Below are 21,546 nucleotides of genomic sequence, written 5' to 3'. Positions count from 1 at the left end.
TCTGAGGCATTACGTTTTGCATCGCCATGTCGAGCAATACTCCTTCTCGTTAGGCCCTTCGCCGTTTGACTCCCGGCCTCTTCGGCCCCGCTACTCCGGCTACTACGACCTTTGCTGACTCCTCGCTCCGGCTCAGCGCCGTCGCCCTTTCAGGCACAAGGCGAGGTCTCCCCAGGTAAGAACGCACTCCTTCATCGCACAACCGCCACATCTACGCCGCCTCGCCTTGATCACGAGGGCTTCGCGGTTTTGTGCCCGCTCGCCCTGCTTGGCAGCGCCTTCTATGCAGTTCTTGTTCATCGGCTCGCGATTTACGCTCCACGCTTCCTTCCCACGCTCGGTCACCCTCACGCAGTTGCGCTTCACTTCGTTCGCTGTGATCAACTCACGACGGGACTTGCACCCGCAGGAGTGCGCCCATGCTGGGCGCACACAAAAAACCCCGCCGAAGCGGGGTTCCTTCAAGGGCCAGAGAGAAGGCGATCAGGCCGCGACGCCGGCCGCCACGTCCTTGTACTCCTCGATGCGGTCGAAGTTCAGGTACTGGTAGATCTGCGAGCTGGCAGCATCCAGCACGCCGACGCTCGCCATGTACTCTTCCTTCGTCGGAATGCGGCCGAGGCGCGAGCAGATCGCGGCCAGTTCGGCGCTGCCCAGATACACGTTGGTGTTCTTGCCCAGGCGGTTCGGGAAGTTCCGCGTGCTGGTCGACATCACGGTCGCGCCTTCGCGCACCTGGGCCTGGTTGCCCATGCACAGCGAGCAGCCCGGCATTTCGGTACGTGCGCCCGCGTTGCCGAACACGCCGTAGTGGCCCTCTTCGGTGAGCTGGTGCGCGTCCATCTTGGTCGGCGGCGCGATCCACAGCTTGACCGGGATGTCGCGCTTGCCTTCGAGCAGCTTGGAAGCCGCACGGAAGTGGCCGATGTTGGTCATGCACGAACCGATGAACACTTCGTCGATCTGCGCGCCGGCGACGTCGGACAGCGTCTTCACGTCGTCCGGATCGTTCGGGCAGGCCACGATCGGCTCATGGATGTCGGCCAGGTCGATCTCGATCACGGCGGCGTAGTCGGCGTCGTCGTCGCCCTTCAAGAGCTGCGGGTTCTTGAGCCAGGCTTCCTGCGCGGCGATGCGGCGCGACAGCGTGCGCGCGTCGGCATAGCCCTCGGCGATCATCCACTTCATCAGCGTGATGTTGCTGTTGATGTATTCGATGATCGGTTCCTTGTTCAGGTGAACCGTGCAGCCGGCGGCGGAGCGCTCGGCCGAAGCGTCGCTCAGTTCGAAAGCCTGTTCGACCTTCAGCTCCGGCAGGCCCTCGATTTCGAGGATGCGGCCCGAGAAGATGTTCTTCTTGCCCTTCTTCTCGACCGTCAGCAGGCCCTGCTTGATCGCGTACAGCGGGATCGCGTTGACGAGGTCGCGCAGGGTCACGCCCGGCTGCATCTTGCCCTTGAAGCGCACGAGCACCGATTCAGGCATGTCCAGCGGCATCACGCCGGTCGCGGCCGCGAAGGCCACGAGGCCCGAACCCGCCGGGAAACTGATGCCGATCGGGAAGCGCGTGTGGCTGTCGCCGCCGGTGCCCACGGTGTCGGGCGTCAGCAGGCGGTTGAGCCAGCTGTGGATCACGCCGTCGCCCGGACGCAGCGAGACGCCGCCGCGCGTCGAGATGAAGTCCGGCAGCTCGTGGTGCATCTTCACGTCAACCTTCTTCGGATAGGCCGCCGTGTGGCAGAACGATTGCATCACGAGGTCGGCGCTGAAGCCGAGGCAGGCGAGATCCTTGAGCTCGTCGCGGGTCATCGGGCCGGTGGTGTCCTGGCTGCCTACCGAGGTCATCTTCGGCTCGCAGTAGGTGCCCGGACGCACGCCCTGGCCTTCCGGCAGGCCGCAGGCGCGGCCAACCATCTTCTGCGCGAGCGAGAAGCCCTTCTTGGTGTCGACCGGGCTGACCGGCAGGCGGAACAGCGTCGAGACCGGCAGGCCCAGCGCCTCGCGCGCCTTGGCGGTGAGGCCGCGGCCGATGATCAGCGGAATGCGGCCGCCGGCGCGCACTTCGTCGAAGAGCACGTCGCTCTTGACCTTGAATTCTGCGATGACCTTGCCGTCCTTGAGCGCCTTGCCTTCGTAGGGACGCAGCTCCACCACGTCGCCCATTTCCATCTGGCTCACGTCGAGCTCGATCGGCAGCGCGCCGGCGTCTTCCATCGTGTTGTAGAAGATCGGCGCGATCTTGTTGCCCAGGCACACGCCGCCGAAGCGCTTGTTGGGGATGAAGGGGATGTCGTCGCCGGTGAACCACAGCACCGAATTGGTGGCCGACTTGCGGCTGGAGCCGGTGCCGACGACGTCGCCGACATAGGCGATCTGATGGCCCTTGGCCTTCAGCGATTCGATGAACTTGACCGGGCCGCGCTTGCCGTCTTCCTCGGGCTGGAACGGCGCGCCTTCGCGCTTGTTCTTGAGCATCGCGAGCGCGTGCATCGGGATGTCGGGACGCGTCGTCGCATCGGGTGCGGGCGACAGGTCGTCGGTGTTGGTTTCGCCGGGCACCTTGAACACCGTGATGGTGAGGCTCTGCGGCACTTCGGGGCGGCTGGTGAACCATTCCGCGTCGGCCCAGCTTTGCAGCACGGCCTTGGCGTTGGCATTGCCCTTGTCGGCCTTTTCCTTGACGTCGTGGAACTGGTCGAACATCAGGAGCGTCTTCTTCAGGCCGTCCGCAGCGGCAGCGCCGACTTCGGCGTCGTCCAGCAGGTCGACCAGCGGTCCGATGTTGTAGCCGCCGAGCATGGTGCCGAGCAGTTCGGTCGCACGGGCACGCGACAGCAGCGCGCTCTTCTCGGTGCCGTGGGCCACGGCCGCCAGGTAGCTCGCCTTCACCTTGGCCGCGTCGTCCACGCCCGCGGGCACGCGATTCGTCAGCAGGTCGACCAACTGTTCGGCGTTGGCCGGGGCCGGGGCCTTCATGAGCTCGATCAGCTCGGCGGTCTGCTTCGCGGTCAGCGGCAGGGGCGGAATACCGAGCGCGGCGCGTTCGGCAACGTGGTCAGCGTAGGCTTGCAACATCTTCTTTTCTCCGGAAACACAAATTGGCGGCGGCTCCCGCGATCTAGCAAGAGCCGCGCCTCTGGGGACTTACTGCTTGGGCGTATCGGCGCCTTCGAACAGGCTCTTGGGCGGGTTCTTCTTCATGTCCTCGGCGACTTCGACCTGCTTGGCCGCCTGGCATTCGTCGGCCAGGCGCAGGCCCTGCTTCTGGCTCATGAGCATCGACTTGTTGCCGAGCTGCAGCCACATCGCGCCACGGCTGGGATCTTCGAGCCGGACGGCGCCGGTGCGGCTTTCGACCGGGTGGAGGCGATACCGCACGCCGGCGTGCGTCAGCGTAAAGAAGCCCGGCTTCTTGGCGTCGGCTTCGATGTTCACGCTGGCGCCGAGTTCGCACTTGATCGTGCCGGTGAGCACGGTCTGGGCCACCTTCAGATCCTGCTCCGACAGCGTGGCGTCGGCTTCTTCGGTGATCGGCTTCGATTCTTCGAGCTTCTTGATGACGCGCTTGGGCACCACCTTCTGCACGACCTTCTTGGTCGGCGTGTTCGCAGCCGGCTTCGCCGGGGAGCTCGTAGTGCTGCTCTGGGCCATCGCTGCCAGCGGCAAGGTCAGCGCAGCAGCGGCAATCAGCGCAATAGTCTTCATGTGTCGTTCTCTCTCGCGGTTGAGTTTCAGGATGAGGAAGAGGCGAACCAGGCGTGCGCCTCGGAGGGCAATGCGCGACCCGTGGCATGCGCCCTTTCCAGGACCTGCCAGAAGTGGCGGTAACTGGCGCGGTCATGCAATGTGCCATCGATACTGACCGGCGCCCACGCGGCGGCAGCCGCGGCAGCGATTATTTTTGTTGCGATTTGAATCTGGCCTTCTTCGGGCGCGAAGGCTTCGAGGATCGGGCGGATCTGGCTCGGATGAATGCTCCACATCCGCGTGTAGCCGAACTCGTTCGCGGCCTTCTTCGCGGCGGCACGCATCGCGTCGACGTCGCTGAATTCGGTCACCACGCAGTGCGAAGGCACCTTGCCATACGCATGGGCGGCGGAAGCGATCTCCAGCTTCGCGCGCACCACCAGAGGATGCGTGAACTGCCCTTTGGCGCCCATGCCGTCGGCTGGAATCGCGCCGCCGTGCGCGGAGACGAAATCCATCAGTCCGAAGCTCAGGGACTGCACGCGCGGATGCGCGGCAATTTCGAACGCATGATGAACCGCGAGCGGCGACTCGATCAGCACATGCAGCGGCAGCGCTTCTGCCCCCGCCGCTTCGAGTGCCTCGACGGCCACCCGCACGTCTTCGACGGACTCGACCTTGGGAACCATCAGGTGGCTCAGGCGATGGCCCGCGCGCCCCGCGATGGTGATCACGTCACCCGCGAACGACGGATGGTCGACCGGATGAACCCGCACGCCGACGCGCATGTCGGGGGCGGCAGCCAACGCCAGTTCGGTGACCAGCGCCGCATGCTCGGCCTCGCCGCCGACGGGCGCGCCGTCTTCGCAGTCGAGCGTGACGTCGAAGACGCAGGCGCCGAATTCTTCGGCCATCTCGGCCTGCAGCGCGAGGCTCTTGCGCATGCGCGCTTCCACGCCGCTGTAGTGGTCGCAAACCGGCAGCACGACGGCGCCCGCTTGCGCGCCCAGCAGTACGGCGCGCGGATGGACCGAGGAAGAGGATGCGGTGCTCATCGCGTACGCCTCATGCCTTTCGCTGCGCAACGATGAACATGCGCGGGAACGCCAGCAGGCGGCGGCCGTCCGCGCGAGGCGGATAGGCGGCGTCGATGCGGCGCTCGTACTCGGCCAGATAGCTGGCCTGCAGTTGCGGCGTCAGTCGATCGACGAAGGGCTTCAGCCCCGTGCCGCGAACCCATTCGACGATCGCGGCACCGGAAGCCATGGGGTGCTGGTAGGCAGTACGCCAGACATCGACCTTGGCCGCATCGGACGAAAGAAGGTCGTAGTAGCCCTCGATGCCCAACAGTTCGGTACGGATCTTGTCCTCATCACCGATGGCATTCGCCCAAGGCGCCTCGGCCGCCACCTCGCGCATGATGCGATGGGTGGGTTCCTGCCGGTTGTCGGGCATCTGGACCGCCAGCACACCACCAGGCGCCAAGGCCGCGAAGAGCCTGGGGATCAAGGTCTCGTGGTCAGGCACCCACTGAAGGGCGGCATTGGCGTAGATGAGGTCCGGCGGCGTCTCGGGCCGCCAGGAAGAAATGTCGCCGAACTCAAAGCGAGCCTGAGGCAGGCGCTCGCGCGCGCTGACCAGCATCGCTTCGGAGTTGTCGGTCCCCACGACCTGCGCGCAGGGGAACCGATGAACCAGCAGCTCGGTGGAATTGCCCGGTCCGCAACCGAGGTCGAAAACGCGAGAGGCCTCGGTCAGCGGGACTCGGGCCAGCAGATCCTGCGCGGGACGGGTGCGCTCATCCTCGTAGCGACGATAGAGCGCGGGGTTCCACTCGAGCATGTCTGGCAATGCGGGATCAGAGCAGATGCGCGACGCCGGCTTGCTCGTCCTGGAGTTCCTTCAACGTCTTGTTGATGCGCTCCTGGCTGAAGGCGTCGATTTCCAGGCCTTCGACGAGCTTGTATTCGCCGTCTTCGGTGGTGACCGGGAAGCCGAAGATCACGTCCTTCGGAATGCCGTATTGGCCGTCCGACGGGATGCCCATGGTGACCCACTTGCCGTTCGAGCCCAGGGCCCAGTCGCGCATGTGGTCGATGGCGGCGTTGGCGGCCGAGGCAGCCGACGACAGGCCGCGCGCGTCGATGATCGCTGCGCCGCGCTTGCCGACGGTCGGCAGGAACACGTCGGCGTTCCAGACCTGGTCGTTGATCATGTCCTTGACGCTCTTGCCGCCGACGGTGGCAAAGCGGTAGTCGGCGTACATCGTGGGCGAGTGGTTGCCCCAGACGGTCAGCTTCTCGATATCGCCCACGGCGGTGCCGGTCTTGGCGGCGATCTGGCTGGCAGCGCGGTTGTGGTCCAGGCGCAGCATGGCGGTGAAGTTCTTGCGCGGCAGGCTCGGGGCGCTCTTCATCGCGATGTAGGCGTTGGTGTTGGCGGGGTTGCCGACGACCAGCACCTTGACGTTGCGGCTGGCGACCTGGTCCAGCGCCTTGCCCTGGGCCGTGAAGATCTGCGCGTTGGCGGCCAGCAGGTCGGCGCGCTCCATGCCGGGGCCGCGCGGACGGGCACCCACGAGCAGCGCGTAGTCGGCGTCCTTGAAGGCGACCAGCGGGTCACCGGTGGGGATCACGCCGGCCAGCAGCGGGAACGCGCAGTCTTCGAGTTCCATGATCACGCCCTTGAGCGCCTTCTGGGCTTTCTCGTCGGGGATCTCGAGCAGTTGCAGGATGACCGGCTGGTCCTTGCCGAGCATTTCGCCGGAGGCGATTCGGAACAGCAGGGCGTAGCCGATTTGGCCAGCAGCGCCGGTGACGGCAACGCGAACGGGCTTTTTGCTCATGGGAAAAACTCCAGGAAAAGATGAAAACGGTGCAAGGCCGCCGAGTGCGGCCGCGAAGGTCGGCCGGAGCAGCGTCGCCCCGACTTCAGGCCGTCTGCGATTCTATGCCGTTTTGGGGTTTTGATGGCGCGTGTCTTATGTCTTATATAAGATGTCGACCCGCAGGCGTCCGAAACAGGCGCCGACCGACCTCATGAGCACCATCCCCACGCCCGCCGCCGAGCTGCCGACGCCGTCGTTCAGCCCGCTCTACCAGCAGATCAAGTCCCTGATCCTGCAGAGCCTGCACGCCGGCGAATGGAAGCCGGGCGAGCCGATTCCGAGCGAGATCGACCTCGCGGCGCGCTTCCGTGTGAGCCAGGGGACGGTGCGCAAGGCGATCGACGAACTCGCGGCCGAGAACCTCGTGGTGCGGCGCCAGGGCAAAGGCACCTTCGTCGCGACGCACGCGGAGCAGCATGTCCAGTACCGCTTCCTGAAACTGGTGCCCGACACCGGCGACGTCGACACCGAAGGCCCGGCCGAACGCCAGATCGTGGACTGCCGGCGCCAGCGCGCGACCGCCGACGTGGCGCGCCTGCTGGCGCTTCGCACGGGCGATGCAGTGCTGCAGGTTCGGCGCGTCCTCTCCTACCGCGGCACCCCGACCATCCTCGAGGACCTCTGGCTGCCTGGCGCACCATTCAAGGGGCTGACCGCCGAACGCCTCGCAGAGTGGCACGGTCCGATGTATGCCATGTTCGAAACGGAATTCGGGGTGCGCATGGTGCGCGCCGAAGAAAAGATCCGCGCGGTCCTGCCCGACGAATCACAGGCCGCCCTGCTCGGCGTCACGACCGCGACACCGCTCCTCAGCGTCGAGCGCGTGGCGCACACCTATCACGACACCCCCATGGAGTTGCGACGCGGCTTGTACCGCACCGACACCCACCACTATCGCAATGAACTCGGCTAAGGAAGATGCGTGGCCGCGCAAAGCGCGCCCGTTTGCGGGCTGCCGTGGAACCGGCTTTGCCGGGCCACTGGCAGCGCCCCCGGTCGGGGGTGGGCGGCTACACGCAGTGAGCAAGCCTGGGGGCGAGCAACAGGTTGCTGCGTTGCAATAGAATTTTGAGTTGTTTGCATTTCTGCTACAGATCAAGCCGCCCATCTAAAAATACCGAAAGCCCACATGACAGAGCTGGCCACACCACCCCGACCCACGCGGCGCGAGTTCCGCAACATCAACGCATTCACCGACCTCAGGACCTACCGCTTGCCGGCTGCAGGCATCGTGTCGATCCTGCATCGTGTGAGCGGTGTGCTGATGTTCCTGCTGCTGCCGTTCATCATCTGGATGTTCGACACCTCGGTCTCCTCCGAAATCTCGTTTGCGCGTTTCAAGGCCGCCTTCAACAGCGGCCTTGGTTTCGTTCCGGGCTGGTTCATCAAGCTCGTGGCCCTCGCTCTGATCTGGGCCTACCTCCATCACATCGTCGCCGGCCTTCGTCATCTCTGGATGGACGTGAGCCATGCGGCCGTCAGCAAGGAATTCGGCAAGAGCTCGGCGGTCGCCACGCTCGTCATCAGCATCGCGCTGACCGTGATCCTCGGCGCCAAGCTGTTCGGCCTGTACTGATTAGGAGCAATCGATGTCTGTGAACTACGGCTCCAAGCGTACCGTCGTCGGCGCGCACTATGGTCTTCGCGACTGGCTCAGCCAGCGCATCACGGGCGCCCTCATGGCGCTCTTCACCCTGATCCTTCTTGCGCAGGTCATCTTCACGCGCGGCCCCATCGGCTACGACCTCTGGGCCGGCATCTTCGCCGCGCAGTGGATGAAGGTGCTGACCTTCGTCGTCATCGCTTCGCTGCTCTATCACGTGTGGGTCGGCATGCGCGATGTCTGGATGGACTACGTCCAGCCTGTCGGCATCCGCCTCGTACTGCAGGTTTTCACGATCGTCTGGCTTGTGGCATGCGCGGGTTGGGCCATTCAAGTGCTCTGGAGGCTGTGATGCCCCCACGCTTTTCGTTTCACGTAATCGCTGCCCCCCGTGGGGGCGAGGCCTCCCTTGGGGCGGCCCGGCAGGAGTCCTGACCCCATGACCTATACAAAAGAACAAATCACCAAGCGCAAGTTCGACGTCGTCATCATCGGCGCCGGCGGCTCCGGCATGCGCGCATCACTGCAGCTCGCGCGCGCAGGCCTCAACGTGGCCGTGCTGTCGAAGGTGTTCCCGACCCGTTCGCACACGGTCGCCGCACAGGGCGGCGTGGGCGCATCGCTCGGCAACATGAGCGAAGACAACTGGCACTACCACTTCTATGACACCGTCAAGGGCTCCGACTGGCTCGGCGACCAGGACGCGATCGAGTTCATGTGCCGTGAAGCGCCGAAGGTCGTGTACGAGCTCGAGCACTTCGGCATGCCCTTCGACCGCAACCCGGACGGCACCATCTACCAGCGCCCCTTCGGCGGCCACACCGCCAACTACGGCGAGAAGCCGGTGCAACGCGCCTGCGCCGCCGCGGACCGCACCGGCCACGCGATGCTGCACACGCTCTACCAGAAGAACGTCGAGGCACGCACCCAGTTCTTCGTCGAGTGGATGGCGCTCGACCTGATCCGCGACGCCGATGGCGACGTGGTCGGCGTGACCGCCCTCGAAATGGAAACCGGCGACCTGCACATCCTGCAGGCCAAGACCGTGCTGCTGGCCACCGGTGGCGCGGGCCGCATCTTCGCGGCCTCGACCAACGCCTTCATCAACACCGGCGACGGCCTCGGCATGGCTGCGCGCGCCGGCATCCCGCTGCAGGACATGGAGTTCTGGCAGTTCCACCCGACCGGCGTGGCCGGTGCCGGCGTGCTGCTGACCGAGGGCTGCCGCGGCGAAGGCGCGATTCTCCTGAACAGCAACGGCGAGCGCTTCATGGAACGCTACGCACCGACGCTGAAGGACCTCGCACCGCGCGACTTCGTCTCGCGTTCGATGGACCAGGAAATCAAGGAAGGCCGCGGCTGCGGTCCGAACAAGGACTACGTGCTGCTCAAGCTCGACCACCTCGGTGCCGAGACGATCCACAAGCGCCTGCCCTCGGTGTACGAGATCGGCGTCAACTTCGCGAACGTCGACATCACCAAGGAACCGATCCCGGTCGTACCGACCATCCACTACCAGATGGGCGGCATCCCCACCAACATCAACGGCCAGGTCGTGGTGCAGCAGGGCGACGAGCACAACGCCGTCGTGAACGGCCTGTACGCGGTCGGCGAATGCTCGTGCGTGAGCGTGCACGGCGCGAACCGCCTCGGCACCAACTCGCTGCTCGACCTGCTGGTCTTCGGCCGTGCGGCCGGCAACCACATCGTCGCGTTCAACGACAAGCAGAAGGAACACAAGCCGCTGCCGGCCGATGCGGCCGACCGCACGCTGGAGCGCCTCAACGCGCTCGAGAAGTCGACCGGTGGCGAATACGCGCAGGACGTGGCCAACGAGATCCGCTCGGTCATGCAGCAGCACGCTGCCGTGTTCCGCAAGCAGGCTTCGATGGACGACGGCGTTCGCAAGATCGCTGCGGTGCGCGAACGCGTCTCGAAGGTCACGCTGGCCGACAAGTCGCGCGTCTTCAACACCGCGCGCATCGAAGCGCTCGAAGTCGACAACCTGATCGAAGTCGCGCAGGCCACGATGGTCTCGGCAGCGGCGCGCAAGGAATGCCGCGGCGCCCACACGGTCGAGGACTACGAGCGTCCGGCGGACGATCCGGTCGCGCCGCTCGGCCGCGACGACGCCAACTGGATGAAGCACACCCTCTGGTACAGCGAGGGCAACCGCCTCTCGTACAAGCCTGTCCGCCTGAAGCCGCTGACGGTCGACACCGTGCCGCCCAAGGTCCGCACGTTCTGAGCACACAACAAGGTTTTCACGATGAAGCGCACTTTCCAGATCTATCGCTACGACCCCGACAAGGACGCCAAGCCGTACATGCAGACCGTAGAGGTCGAGCTCGACGGCCACGAGCGCATGCTGCTCGATGCCCTCATCAAGCTCAAGGCGCAGGATCCCACGATCTCGTTCCGCCGCTCCTGCCGCGAAGGCGTCTGCGGCTCGGATGCGATGAACATCAATGGCAAGAACGGCCTGGCCTGCCTGACCAACATGAACACGCTCAAGGGCACGGTGGTGCTGAAGCCGCTGCCCGGCCTGCCGGTGATCCGCGACCTGATCGTGGACATGACGCAGTTCTTCAAGCAATACAACTCGATCAAGCCGTATCTCCAGAACGACACGGTGCCACCCGAGAAGGAGCGCTTGCAGTCGCCCGAAGAGCGCGACGAGCTCAATGGCCTGTACGAGTGCATCCTGTGCGCGAGTTGCTCGACGAGCTGCCCGAGCTTCTGGTGGAACCCCGACAAGTTCGTCGGCCCGGCCGGCCTGTTGCAGGCCTACCGCTTCATCGCCGACAGCCGCGACGAAGCCACCGGCGAGCGCCTGGACAACCTCGAGGACCCGTATCGCCTGTTCCGCTGCCACACGATCATGAACTGCGTGGATGTGTGCCCGAAGGGCCTGAACCCCACCAAGGCGATCGGCAAGATCAAGGAACTGATGGTGCGTCGCGCCATCTGAGCAAGCGGTTTTGGACCCCATGCAAGCCCCGGACGACCTCGACCAGCCGATCGGTGCCCGCGCGCTGAGCAAGCTGAAATGGCGCTGTCGTCGGGGGCTGCTCGAAAACGACCTGTTCATTGCCCGTTTTTTCGAACGGCACGAAGAAAGCCTGACCGTGAGGCAGGCACAGGCACTGGAGACATTGATGGACCTGTCGGACAACGATCTGCTCGACCTTCTGCTTGCGCGAAAGGAGCCCGAGCCCGCATGGGCCGGGGCCGGGGTGATCGAACTGCTGCAGCTGATGCGCACTGACGGTGCGCGATCCCTTTCTTCCTGAACATTCCATTGAAAGACCCCGAAATGAAAGCATCCGAGACCAAGGCCACCCTGTCGTTCAGCAACGGCGGACAAAACGTCGACCTACCGATCTACAAGGGCACCATGGGCCCGGACGTGATCGACATCCGCAAGCTCTACGCCCAGACGGGCATGTTCACCTACGACCCGGGCTTCATGTCGACCGCCTCGTGCGAATCGGCCATCACCTACATCGATGGCGACAAGGGCGAACTGCTGTATCGCGGCTACCCCATCGAGCAACTCGCGACGAACTGCGACTTCCTCGAGACCTGCCACCTGCTGCTCTACGGAGAGCTGCCGAACGCGGACCAGAAGAGCACCTTCACGAAGCTGGTGACCAACCACACGATGGTCAACGAGCAGATGCAGTTCTTCCTGCGCGGCTTCCGTCGCGATGCCCACCCGATGGCCATCATGACCGGCCTCGTCGGCGCGCTGTCGGCCTTCTATCACGACAGCACGGACATCAACAATCCGAAGCACCGCGAGATCGCCGCGATCCGCCTGATCGCCAAGATGCCGACGCTGGTCGCCATGGCCTACAAGTACACCGTGGGCCAGCCCTACATGTACCCGAAGAACGAACTCAGCTATGCAGGCAACTTCCTGCACATGATGTTCGCGACGCCGTGCGAAGAGTACAAGGTGAGCCCGGTCCTCGAGCGCGCGCTCGACCGCATCTTCATCCTTCACGCTGACCACGAGCAGAACGCTTCGACCTCGACCGTTCGCCTGTGCGGATCGTCGGGCACCAACCCGTTCGCTGCGATCGCGGCCGGCGTTGCCTGCCTCTGGGGCCCCGCTCACGGCGGCGCCAACGAAGCGGCGCTCAACATGCTCTACGACATCCAGAAGGCGGGCGGCGTCGAGAAGATCGGCGAGTTCATCAAGCAGGTCAAGGACAAGAACTCGAACGTCAAGCTGATGGGCTTCGGCCACCGCGTGTACAAGAACTACGACCCGCGCGCCAAGCTCATGCAGGAAACCTGCAAGGAAGTGCTGGGCGAGCTGGGCCTCGAGAACGATCCGCTGTTCAAGCTGGCCATGGCGTTGGAGAAGATCGCGCTGGAAGACGAATACTTCGTGTCGCGCAAGCTCTATCCGAACGTCGACTTCTACTCCGGCATCGTCCAGCGCGCGATCGGCATCCCGGTGCCGCTCTTCACGGCCATCTTCGCACTGGCGCGCACGGTCGGCTGGATCGCCCAGCTGAACGAGATGATCGGCGACCCCGACTACAAGATCGGCCGCCCGCGCCAGCTCTTCGAAGGCTCGTCCAAGCGCGACGTCAAGCCCATCGCGCAGCGCTGATTTCCGCTTTGCGCTCATCCGGGAAAGCTGCCCTCGGGCAGCTTTCTTGCGTCTTGGCTTACAGGCGACTCGCGGCGGGCACGGTAACTTGTGATGCGGAGGGTTACTCCTCTCGTTATTCAACATCCGACCAAGGAGTCCGTCATGAAGAAACTTGCCGCATTGCTCGCCGTGACTTTCGCTTTCACCATTCCGCTCGCCGGCTGCAACACGATGAAAGGTGCTGGCCAGGACATCCAGAAGGGCGGCCAGAAGATGGAAGACGCCGCTCAGAAGAAGCAGTAACGGCTGAAGTTGGCGCCCATCGCGCTAAAGCAGCAAAGCCATCGTGGATCACGATGGCTAAAGGGGTAAAACGGGGAGAAAATAGGGGCTTCCATCTCTGATCGAGATGCCAAGCCCCTATGATTGCCTCCGAACGCAGTTTTGCCCGCCGCATCGACCTCACGTCGCTGCAGTTGTTCGTGGCTGTCTGCGAACTCGGCAGCATCGGGCGCGCCGCGGAGCGCGAATTCATCGCGGCATCGGCGATCAGCAAGCGCCTGTCCGATCTGGAAGCCACGCTCGGCACGCCGCTCCTCTACCGGCATGCGAGAGGGGTCGATCTGACCCCGGCGGGCGAAAGCCTGTTGCACCACGCGCGCTCCGTGCTCTACAGCCTCGAAAAGATGCAAGGCGAGTTGAGCGAATATGCGGACGGCGTTCGCGGTCATGTCCGTGTTCACGCCAACATCTCGGCGATCGTGCAATTCCTGCCCGAAGACCTCGGGGCCTTCACCCGCGAGCACGACGCGATCAAGATCGACCTCGAAGAACACCTCAGCAGCGAGATCGTCCGCGCGGTCCATGAAGGCGCCGCCGACCTCGGCGTCTGCCATGTGCCCGAGGGCACGACGGAACTCCAGAGCCTGCCCTATCGCCACGACGCGCTCGTGCTCGTGGTGCCCGCGCGGCATCCGCTCGCGAAGCGGCACACCATCGACTTTTCGGAATCACTCGACTTCGATCACGTCGGCCTGCACACCAACAGCTCGATCTACGTGGCGATGCACCAGGCCGCACTGGCGGAAGGCCGCTCGATCAAGCTGCGCATTCACGTGACGGGCCTCGACGCCATGTGCCGGATGATCGACAACGGCTTGGGCATCGGCGTCATGCCGCTTCGAGCCTTCGAACTCATGCAAGGCGGAATCGGCCGCGGGCTCAAGAGCATCGCGCTGAAGGACGTATGGGCCGACCGCGAGATCCGGCTCGTTGCACGCGATTTTTCCTCGCTTCCAGTCGCGGCCCGGCTGCTCGTGAAGCACCTCCATAGCCCCTCCGCTCCAGCCGAAGCGCTCGCCGCGTAAGGCCGACAGATTTCCCCACGAAAGAGACCCCCATGGCACGCACGCTCTACGACAAACTCTGGGACGAACACGTCGTCCACACCGAGGAAGACGGCACCGCGATCCTCTACATCGATCGCCACCTCGTTCATGAAGTGACCAGCCCCCAGGCTTTCGAAGGGCTGCGTGAAGCCGGACGCAAGCTGTGGCGGATCAGCTCGGTGGTCGCGACCGCCGACCACAACACACCCACCACCCACTGGGAGCGCGGCTACGACGGGATCGAGGATCCGATCAGCAAGGAGCAGATCACCACGCTCGACAGCAACATCAAGGAATTCGGTGCCGCTGCCTTCTTCCCGTTCCTGAGCAAGCGCCAGGGCATCGTGCATGTGATCGGCCCCGAGTCCGGCGCCACGCTGCCGGGCATGACCGTGGTCTGCGGCGATTCGCACACCTCGACGCACGGCGCTTTCGGCGCGCTCGCGCATGGCATCGGCACCAGCGAGGTCGAGCACGTCATGGCCACGCAGACGCTGCTCGCCAAGAAGGCCAAGAACCTGCTCGTCAAGGTCGAAGGCAAGCTGCCGGCGGGCTGCACCGCCAAGGACATCGTGCTCGCGATCATCGGCAAGATCGGCACCGCCGGCGGCACCGGCTACACGATCGAATTCGCGGGCTCCGCGATCCGCGACCTGAGCATGGAAGGCCGCATGACGGTCTGCAACATGGCGATCGAAGCCGGCGCCCGCGCCGGGCTGGTCGCGGTCGACGAGAAGACGCTCGCCTACGTCAAGGGCCGTCCGCTGTCGCCGACCGGCGTCGAGTGGGACCAGGCGGCCGACTACTGGAAGACGCTGCATTCCGATCCGGGCGCGCACTTCGATGCCGTGGTGGAGCTCGACGCCACACAGATCCGCCCGCAGGTCACCTGGGGCACGTCGCCCGAGATGGTCGTGCCGATCGACGGCCGCGTGCCCGATCCCGACAAGGAAAAGGACGCCAACAAGCGCGACGCGATCGAACGCGCGCTCACCTACATGGGCCTCGAGCCGAACAAGCCGATGAACGACATCTTCATCGACAAGGTGTTCATCGGTTCGTGCACCAACAGCCGCATCGAGGACATGCGCGAAGCCGCGGCCATGGTCAAGAAGCTGGGCCAGAAGGTCGCGAAGAACGTCAAGCTCGCAATGGTCGTGCCGGGCTCCGGCGTGGTGAAGGAACAGGCCGAGCGCGAAGGGCTCGATGCGATCTTCAAGGCCGCGGGCTTCGAATGGCGCGAGCCCGGCTGCTCGATGTGCCTCGCGATGAACGCCGACCGGCTCGAGCCCGGCGAGCGCTGCGCATCGACCAGCAACCGCAACTTCGAAGGACGCCAGGGCGCCGGTGGCCGCACCCACCTCGTGAGCCCCGCGATGGCAGCCGCTGCGGCCATCAACGGCCACTTCGTCGACGTCCGTCAATTCGCCTGATCAGAGGAGCCACACACCATGCAGAAATTCACCGTGCACAAGGGCCTCGTGGCGCCGATGGACCGCGAGAACGTCGATACCGACGCGATCATTCCGAAGCAGTTCCTGAAGTCGATCCGCAAGACCGGCTTCGGCCCGAACCTGTTCGACGAGTGGCGCTACCTCGACCGAGGCGAGCCCGGGCAGGACCCGACGTTGCGCAAGCCCAACCCGGACTTCGTGCTGAATCAGCCGCGCTATGCGGGCGCATCCGTTCTCATCGCCCGCAAGAACTTCGGCTGCGGCTCGTCGCGCGAGCACGCGCCGTGGGCGCTCGACCAGTACGGCTTCCGCGCGATCATCGCGCCGAGCTTCGCCGACATCTTCTTCAACAACTGCTTCAAGAACGGGCTGCTGCCGATCGTGCTGCCGGAATCGAAGGTGGCGCAGCTCTTCGACGAGACCTTCGCCTTCCCGGGCTACAGCCTCACGATCGATCTCGACCGTCAGGTCATCGTCAAGCCAGACGGCGATGAAATCGCCTTCGACATCCAGCCGTTCCGCAAGTACTGCCTGCTCAACGGCCTCGACGACATCGGACTGACCTTGCGCCACAAGGACAAGATCCAGGCTTTCGAAGCGGAGCGGCTTGCGAAGAAACCCTGGCTCGCGCACCAGATGATCGCCTGATCGCCCTTTCCTTCAACTTGAAAAGAACATCTCATGAAGATCGCAGTACTGCCGGGTGACGGCATCGGCACAGAAATCGTCGCGGAAGCCTTGCGCGTCCTCCAAGCGCTCGACCTCACCTTCGAAACCGAGACCGCGCTGGTCGGCGGCGCCGCCTACGAAGCGCACGGCCATCCGCTGCCCGAATCGACCCTCAAGCTCGCGAAGGACGCGGACGCCGTGCTGTTCGGCGCCGTGGGCGACTGGAAATACGACAAGCTCGAGCGCTCGCTGCGCCCCGAGCAGGCCATCCTGGGCCTGCGCAAGAACCTCGGCCTGTTCGCCAACTTCCGTCCCGCGATCTGCTACGAGCAGCTCGTCGACGCATCGAGCCTCAAGCCCGAACTGATCGCCGGCCTGGACATCCTCATCATCCGCGAGCTGACCGGCGACATCTACTTCGGCCAGCCGCGCGGTCGCCGCACCGCGGTCGACGGCCACTTCCCGGGCGCGGACGAAGCTTTCGACACGATGCGCTACTCGCGCCCCGAGGTCGAACGCATCGCCCACGTGGCCTTCCAGGCCGCGCGCAAGCGCAGCAAGCGGGTGACCAGCGTCGACAAGGCCAACGTGCTCGAGACCTTCCAGTTCTGGAAGGACATCGTGACCGAGGTCGGCAAGGAATACCCCGACGTGGAACTCGACCATATGTACGTCGACAACGCCGCGATGCAACTGGTCAAGGCGCCCAAGAAGTTCGACGTGGTCGTTACCGGCAACATGTTCGGCGACATCCTGTCCGACGAGGCGGCGATGCTCACCGGCTCCATCGGCATGCTGCCCTCCGCCTCGCTCAATTCGAGCAACCAGGGCCTCTACGAGCCCAGCCACGGCAGCGCGCCGGACATTGCAGGCAAAGGGGTTGCCAACCCTTTGGCTACAATCCTGTCTGCTGCCATGATGCTTCGTTTCTCCCTGAACCAGCCTGAAGCCGCCGACCGGATCGAGTCGGCGGTCAAGCATGTGCTCGCTCAGGGCCTGCGCACGGCAGATATCTGGTCCGCAGGTACCACCAAGGTCGGAACCCGCGAGATGGGCGATGCCGTGGTGGCTGCCATCACCAAAAAGACGATTACCGGCTAACCGCAGCCCGATTCGTCACGCCCTCCCCGGCTCGACGAGCCGGGCGCAAAGAAAAGACTGATTTCTTTTTTCACAAGGGCAAACTGAAATGGCGAACGCAAATCAACCTCTGGTCGGCCTCGTAGGCTGGCGCGGCATGGTCGGCTCGGTCCTCATGGACCGCATGCAGGCCGAAGGCGACTTCGGACTGATCGAGCCGGTCTTCTTCTCGACCTCCAATGCGGGCGGCAAGGCCCCCGCGATGGCCAAGAACGAGACCACGCTCAAGGACGCGCATGACATCGAAGCACTCAAGAAGTGCGACATCGTCGTGACGGCCCAGGGCGGCGACTACACCACGGAGGTGTTCCCCAAGCTGCGCGCAGCCGGCTGGAAGGGCCACTGGATCGACGCGGCGTCCACGCTGCGGATGCAGGACGACGCGATCATCGTGCTCGACCCGGTCAACCTTCCGGTGATCCAGAACGCCCTGGCCAAGGGCGGCAAGAACTGGATCGGTGGCAACTGCACCGTGAGCTGCATGCTGATGGGCGTGGGCGCGCTCTACAAGGCAGGTCTCGTCGAATGGATGACCAGCATGACCTACCAGGCCGCATCCGGCGGCGGCGCCCAGCACATGCGCGAGCTGCTGACCCAGTTCGGCACGCTGAACGCCGAAGTGCGCGCCCTCCTCGACGACCCCAAGTCCGCCATCCTCGAGATCGACCGCAAGGTGCTTGCCAAGCAGCAGTCGCTGACCCCGCTCGAAACCGCCAATTTCGGCGTTCCGCTGGGCGGCAGCCTGATCCCTTGGATCGACAAGGATCTGGGCGACGGCATGAGCAAGGAAGAGTGGAAGGGCGGCGCCGAAACCAACAAGATCCTCGGCCAGGGCGCCGGGTTCGGCACGGCCGCGACGCCGGTCGACGGCTTCTGTGTGCGGATCGGCGCGATGCGCTGCCACAGCCAGGCGCTGACCTTCAAGCTCAAGAAGGATGTTCCGCTTGCCGATATCGAGGCATTGATCGCCGCTGACAACGAATGGGCCAAGGTCGTGCCAAACACGCGCGAAGCCACGGTCAAGGAACTCACGCCCGTCGCGGTGACCGGCACGATGTCGATTCCGGTCGGCCGGATCCGCAAGCTGGCCATGGGTCCCGAGTACGTCGGCGCCTTCACGATCGGGGATCAGTTGCTCTGGGGCGCGGCCGAGCCGCTGCGCCGGATGCTGCGCATCCTGCTGGAAGTCTGAAGCGCTACATGCGCGCCCCGCAGAGCGCGCTACGTTGCTATGCCGCAACGTCCCATGCATGACGAAGTTTGCACGCACTGGGTAGATAAGGCCTGTCGCCTTGTCAGTGCGGGGTGATGATGTTAACGTCCTCTTACATTTCTGGGCCGAGCTGCCCCCCTCCAGCATGACACGACCATCATCGCCCGCGGCCCGTCTCTCGGCCATCTCGCCCGCACCCAAGACGATGGGTCGAGGCCAGCTTTCGGTACTCAGTGCGGCCGTCGCGGTGGCCCTTGGCGCCTTCAGCGCCGAAGCCAGCGCGCTTGCGCTCGGACGCCTCAACGTCCAGTCGGCCCTTGGTGAGCCGTTGCGCGCGGAGATCGAGGTCACCGAGGTCACCGCTGCCGAAGCGGACGGGCTGAAGGTCAATATCGCCTCGGTCGACGCCTTCAAGGCGGCGGGCGTGCCTTACAACCCGGCGCTTTCCGACGTCCGCGTCGGCGTTCAGCGGCGAGCGGACGGTCGCTACGTCGTGCGCCTGTCCAGCAATCGCCTGGTGAGCGAGCCGTTCATCGATCTCCTCCTCGAAGCCAACTGGAGTTCCGGTCGTGTGGTTCGCGACTACACCGTGCTGCTGGACCCTCCGACCACCCGTCAAGCAGCCGCACCGGTTGCACCGACCGCACCGCAGATCACGGCAGCCCCGCGTACCGCCGCGCCGGCCGTCGTCGAGGCACCGCAGACGCGTCGCCAACGCACCGCCGCTGCCGCACCGGCCGCTGCGTCGGGCGAATCGAACAACGTCCGTACCGGCACCGGTGCCGGCGCCGGCGCCGGCGACCAGCAAGTCACGGTCAAGGCGGGCGATACGGCTAGCAAGATCGCCTCGGCGTACAAGCCGGCCGAGGTCTCGCTCGACCAAATGCTGGTGGCGCTTCTCCGCGCCAATCCGAATGCATTCGTCGGCGGCAACGTCAACCGGATGAAGACCGGTGCCGTGCTGGATATTCCGAGTTCGTCGCAGGCCGAAGCCGTCACGGCGACCGAGGCGAAACGCACGGTCACCGCCCAGAGCCAGGATTTCAGCCAGTATCGCCGCCGACTGGCGGACAACGCGCCCGAAACGCCGGTGGCCGATGCCGGTCGCCAGGCCGCCGGCAAGGTGCAGACGAATGTCGAGGATCGCAACGCAGCGAACGCTGCGACCGACAAGCTCAAGATCTCCCAGGGCATCGCCCCTGGCCGCCCGACGGACGAGCAAATCGCCCAGGCCGCCGAAACCAAGGCTCGCCAGGACCGCGAAAAAGAGCTGACCAAGAATCTCCAGGAGCTGAACCAGCTCAAGGCGGCCGCCGCAGGCGGCGCTAACGCCACGAGTCCGGCACCCGCCCCGGCGCAGCAAGCTGCGGCTGCGCCCGCAGCCGCACCAGCGACGCCGGCGACTGCGGCACCCGCACCTTCTTCTTCCGGATCGGCCCAGCCCCTCGCAGCGGCAGCGCCAGCGGGACAAGCCGCACCTGCCGTCGTTGCGCAGGCCGCGCTCCCCGCCCCCGTGGCGCCGACCGAGGCGACTGCCGCAGCACCTGCCGCGTCACCAGCGCCGACGCCCGCCGCCGCTGCGGCACCGGCGCCTGCCGTAAAGCCGCCGGTCAAGGCCGCTGCACCAGCACCCGCTCCGAAGGAGCAGAGCTTCTTCTCGGAGCTGATGGAAAACCCGTTGATGGTCGCGGCGGCTGCCCTGGTGGCTCTGCTGATCAGCTTCCTTCTGTATCGCGTGCTCGGCCGCAAGCGGCGCGATGCGGGCGACAGCGTCTTCATCGAAAGCCGCATCCCGAAGGACTCGTTCTTCGGCGCCAGCGGCGGTGAATCGGTCGACACCAAGAATCGCGGCAACTCCGTGGTTTCTTCGCTTTCCTACTCGCCGAGCCAGCTCGATGCGGGCGACGTCGATCCGGTGGCCGAAGCCGACGTCTATCTCGCCTATGGCCGCGACCTCCAGGCCGAGGAGATCCTGCGCGAAGCGCTCCGTGTCAATCCGGAGCGCACCGCGATTCACCTCAAGCTACTCGAAATCCACGCCAAGCGCCGCGATCTTCGTGCCTACGAAGCACTCGCTTCCGAGGTCCACAAGCTGACCGGCGGTACCGGCACCGAATGGAACCGCGTCGTCGAACTCGGCAAGGATCTCGATCCGGGCAACCCGCTGTACGAGGCCGATGGCAAGACCGTCTCGGCCGCGGAGGCGGCGGCATTCGCCGGCACGCTGGCAGCAGCGTCCGCAGTGGTTTCCACCCCGGCACCGGGCCCGGTCGCGCAGGCCGAAGCAGAAGCACCACCTCCAGCCTTCGTGCCTTCCGTCGCGCCGCTGGACTTCGATCTCGATCTGTCCAACCCGCCTGCAACGGCGGCAACCGCACCCGCCCCCATCAATGTGAGCCTGCCCGCGGCAGCCCCGATCCAGTCGCCCATCCGTGACACTCCGCGTCCCATCGTGGTTCCCGGCGGCCTGAACGGCGGCGCCGCAGCGACTCATGCACCCAAGGTCGACATCGAGAACGACTTCGACACGGCACCCGGCGCCCTCGAACCGGGGGCAGGCGGATCGACGCTTCGCGACGAGGAGCGCACGCAACCCGCCCCGCTGCGCGCCGGCCTGCCGACGGATTCCGGTTTCATCGAATTCGACATGAGTTCGCTCGCCGGCCTGTCGACCCGCACTCCGGGCGACACCGAGCGCGGACGCCTCGAACCCGCGGACGAGGGCGGCGACAACCCGCACGTCATCAAGCTGTCCCTGGCCCGCGAACTCAAGGCGCTGGGCGACGTCGAAGGCGCCCGCTCGCTGGTCGAGGAAGTTGCCGCCGAAAGCTCCGGCGACGTGAAGGCCGAAGCAAAGCAGATGCTCGGCCAACTGCGCTGAAGCGGCCCTCGGGCT

Annotated in this window: 19 protein-coding genes; 14 read left to right on the top strand and 5 right to left on the bottom strand. The window is 65.1% G+C overall.

Annotated elements, in window-relative coordinates:
- Positions 1-483 precede the first annotated feature (483 nt).
- From WKW77_RS30340 to WKW77_RS30320, 5 genes are all read right to left on the bottom strand, one after another.
- Positions 484-3,075, bottom strand: a complete 2,592-nt coding sequence (locus WKW77_RS30340; RefSeq protein ID WP_340360608.1) for a bifunctional aconitate hydratase 2/2-methylisocitrate dehydratase — start codon at positions 3,073-3,075, stop codon at positions 484-486.
- Between the two features lie 69 nt (positions 3,076-3,144).
- Positions 3,145-3,705 carry a hypothetical protein gene (locus WKW77_RS30335; RefSeq protein ID WP_340360607.1) on the bottom strand — a complete coding sequence of 187 codons (561 nt, stop codon included), beginning with the start codon at positions 3,703-3,705 and terminating at the stop codon, positions 3,145-3,147.
- Between the two features lie 26 nt (positions 3,706-3,731).
- Positions 3,732-4,742: an HpcH/HpaI aldolase/citrate lyase family protein gene (locus WKW77_RS30330; protein ID WP_340360606.1), complete on the bottom strand. Its 1,011-nt coding sequence runs from the start codon at positions 4,740-4,742 to the stop codon at positions 3,732-3,734.
- A 10-nt stretch (positions 4,743-4,752) separates the two neighbouring features.
- On the bottom strand, positions 4,753-5,529 hold the full coding sequence (gene tam, locus WKW77_RS30325; protein WP_340360605.1) for a trans-aconitate 2-methyltransferase: 777 nt from the start codon (positions 5,527-5,529) through the stop codon (positions 4,753-4,755).
- Positions 5,530-5,545: 16 nt separating this feature from the next.
- On the bottom strand, positions 5,546-6,532 hold the full coding sequence (locus WKW77_RS30320; protein WP_340360604.1) for a malate dehydrogenase: 987 nt from the start codon (positions 6,530-6,532) through the stop codon (positions 5,546-5,548).
- 193 nt (positions 6,533-6,725) lie between these two features.
- Between WKW77_RS30320 and WKW77_RS30315 the strand changes: the two genes are divergently transcribed.
- The 14 genes from WKW77_RS30315 (at position 6,726) to WKW77_RS30250 (ending at position 21,531) form a co-directional block, all read left to right on the top strand.
- A complete protein-coding gene (locus WKW77_RS30315) occupies positions 6,726-7,487 on the top strand; it encodes a GntR family transcriptional regulator (protein WP_340360603.1) in 762 nt (253 codons plus the stop codon).
- A 216-nt stretch (positions 7,488-7,703) separates the two neighbouring features.
- Positions 7,704-8,150, top strand: a complete 447-nt coding sequence (sdhC, locus tag WKW77_RS30310; protein ID WP_340360602.1) for a succinate dehydrogenase, cytochrome b556 subunit — start codon at positions 7,704-7,706, stop codon at positions 8,148-8,150.
- A gap of 13 nt (positions 8,151-8,163) precedes the next feature.
- Positions 8,164-8,529, top strand: coding sequence for a succinate dehydrogenase, hydrophobic membrane anchor protein (gene sdhD, locus WKW77_RS30305; RefSeq protein ID WP_340360601.1), 366 nt, complete (start codon positions 8,164-8,166; stop codon positions 8,527-8,529).
- Positions 8,530-8,616: 87 nt separating this feature from the next.
- The gene (gene sdhA, locus WKW77_RS30300) at positions 8,617-10,425 is read left to right on the top strand and encodes a succinate dehydrogenase flavoprotein subunit (RefSeq protein WP_340360600.1); all 1,809 of its coding nucleotides are present in this window, start codon (positions 8,617-8,619) and stop codon (positions 10,423-10,425) included.
- Positions 10,426-10,446: 21 nt separating this feature from the next.
- Positions 10,447-11,148, top strand: a complete 702-nt coding sequence (locus tag WKW77_RS30295; protein WP_340360599.1) for a succinate dehydrogenase iron-sulfur subunit — start codon at positions 10,447-10,449, stop codon at positions 11,146-11,148.
- Positions 11,149-11,167: 19 nt separating this feature from the next.
- Complete coding sequence (locus WKW77_RS30290; protein ID WP_340360598.1) at positions 11,168-11,470, top strand: FAD assembly factor SdhE; 303 nt, start codon at positions 11,168-11,170, stop codon at positions 11,468-11,470.
- Positions 11,471-11,493: 23 nt separating this feature from the next.
- On the top strand, positions 11,494-12,804 hold the full coding sequence (gene gltA / locus WKW77_RS30285) for a citrate synthase (protein WP_340360597.1): 1,311 nt from the start codon (positions 11,494-11,496) through the stop codon (positions 12,802-12,804).
- A 144-nt stretch (positions 12,805-12,948) separates the two neighbouring features.
- Positions 12,949-13,089, top strand: coding sequence for an entericidin A/B family lipoprotein (locus tag WKW77_RS30280; protein WP_093160723.1), 141 nt, complete (start codon positions 12,949-12,951; stop codon positions 13,087-13,089).
- A 119-nt stretch (positions 13,090-13,208) separates the two neighbouring features.
- Positions 13,209-14,153 (top strand): LysR family transcriptional regulator, encoded by a 945-nt coding sequence (locus tag WKW77_RS30275; RefSeq protein WP_340360596.1) that lies wholly within the window; start codon positions 13,209-13,211, stop codon positions 14,151-14,153.
- A 32-nt stretch (positions 14,154-14,185) separates the two neighbouring features.
- A complete protein-coding gene (gene leuC / locus WKW77_RS30270; protein WP_340360595.1) occupies positions 14,186-15,607 on the top strand; it encodes a 3-isopropylmalate dehydratase large subunit in 1,422 nt (473 codons plus the stop codon).
- Positions 15,608-15,625: 18 nt separating this feature from the next.
- Entirely contained in the window at positions 15,626-16,276 is a 651-nt protein-coding gene (leuD, locus tag WKW77_RS30265) for a 3-isopropylmalate dehydratase small subunit (RefSeq protein ID WP_340360594.1), read from the top strand.
- A 33-nt stretch (positions 16,277-16,309) separates the two neighbouring features.
- The gene (gene leuB, locus WKW77_RS30260) at positions 16,310-17,398 is read left to right on the top strand and encodes a 3-isopropylmalate dehydrogenase (RefSeq protein WP_340360593.1); all 1,089 of its coding nucleotides are present in this window, start codon (positions 16,310-16,312) and stop codon (positions 17,396-17,398) included.
- An 88-nt stretch (positions 17,399-17,486) separates the two neighbouring features.
- Positions 17,487-18,629, top strand: a complete 1,143-nt coding sequence (gene asd, locus WKW77_RS30255) for an aspartate-semialdehyde dehydrogenase (RefSeq protein WP_340360592.1) — start codon at positions 17,487-17,489, stop codon at positions 18,627-18,629.
- Positions 18,630-18,735: 106 nt separating this feature from the next.
- Entirely contained in the window at positions 18,736-21,531 is a 2,796-nt protein-coding gene (locus WKW77_RS30250) for a motility hub landmark protein FimV (protein ID WP_340360611.1), read from the top strand.
- Positions 21,532-21,546 lie beyond the last annotated feature (15 nt).

It is taken from the genome of Variovorax ureilyticus (assembly GCF_037889935.1).
Lineage (GTDB): Bacteria > Pseudomonadota > Gammaproteobacteria > Burkholderiales > Burkholderiaceae_C > Variovorax > Variovorax ureilyticus.
The sequence above is the reverse complement of the archived record's forward strand: the minus strand, read 5'-3'. Positions and strand labels throughout refer to the sequence as shown.

What these genes read in the sequence shown, in the direction of transcription:
- WKW77_RS30340 (WP_340360608.1), bottom strand. Translation starts at nt 3,075, where the DNA reads ATGTTGCAAGCCTACGCTGACCACGTTGCCGAACGCGCCGCGCTCGGT.
- WKW77_RS30335 (WP_340360607.1), bottom strand. Translation starts at nt 3,705, where the DNA reads ATGAAGACTATTGCGCTGATTGCCGCTGCTGCGCTGACCTTGCCGCTG.
- WKW77_RS30330 (WP_340360606.1), bottom strand. Translation starts at nt 4,742, where the DNA reads ATGAGCACCGCATCCTCTTCCTCGGTCCATCCGCGCGCCGTACTGCTG.
- tam (WP_340360605.1), bottom strand. Translation starts at nt 5,529, where the DNA reads ATGCTCGAGTGGAACCCCGCGCTCTATCGTCGCTACGAGGATGAGCGC.
- WKW77_RS30320 (WP_340360604.1), bottom strand. Translation starts at nt 6,532, where the DNA reads ATGAGCAAAAAGCCCGTTCGCGTTGCCGTCACCGGCGCTGCTGGCCAA.
- WKW77_RS30315 (WP_340360603.1), top strand. Translation starts at nt 6,726, where the DNA reads ATGAGCACCATCCCCACGCCCGCCGCCGAGCTGCCGACGCCGTCGTTC.
- sdhC (WP_340360602.1), top strand. Translation starts at nt 7,704, where the DNA reads ATGACAGAGCTGGCCACACCACCCCGACCCACGCGGCGCGAGTTCCGC.
- sdhD (WP_340360601.1), top strand. Translation starts at nt 8,164, where the DNA reads ATGTCTGTGAACTACGGCTCCAAGCGTACCGTCGTCGGCGCGCACTAT.
- sdhA (WP_340360600.1), top strand. Translation starts at nt 8,617, where the DNA reads ATGACCTATACAAAAGAACAAATCACCAAGCGCAAGTTCGACGTCGTC.
- WKW77_RS30295 (WP_340360599.1), top strand. Translation starts at nt 10,447, where the DNA reads ATGAAGCGCACTTTCCAGATCTATCGCTACGACCCCGACAAGGACGCC.
- WKW77_RS30290 (WP_340360598.1), top strand. Translation starts at nt 11,168, where the DNA reads ATGCAAGCCCCGGACGACCTCGACCAGCCGATCGGTGCCCGCGCGCTG.
- gltA (WP_340360597.1), top strand. Translation starts at nt 11,494, where the DNA reads ATGAAAGCATCCGAGACCAAGGCCACCCTGTCGTTCAGCAACGGCGGA.
- WKW77_RS30280 (WP_093160723.1), top strand. Translation starts at nt 12,949, where the DNA reads ATGAAGAAACTTGCCGCATTGCTCGCCGTGACTTTCGCTTTCACCATT.
- WKW77_RS30275 (WP_340360596.1), top strand. Translation starts at nt 13,209, where the DNA reads ATGATTGCCTCCGAACGCAGTTTTGCCCGCCGCATCGACCTCACGTCG.
- leuC (WP_340360595.1), top strand. Translation starts at nt 14,186, where the DNA reads ATGGCACGCACGCTCTACGACAAACTCTGGGACGAACACGTCGTCCAC.
- leuD (WP_340360594.1), top strand. Translation starts at nt 15,626, where the DNA reads ATGCAGAAATTCACCGTGCACAAGGGCCTCGTGGCGCCGATGGACCGC.
- leuB (WP_340360593.1), top strand. Translation starts at nt 16,310, where the DNA reads ATGAAGATCGCAGTACTGCCGGGTGACGGCATCGGCACAGAAATCGTC.
- asd (WP_340360592.1), top strand. Translation starts at nt 17,487, where the DNA reads ATGGCGAACGCAAATCAACCTCTGGTCGGCCTCGTAGGCTGGCGCGGC.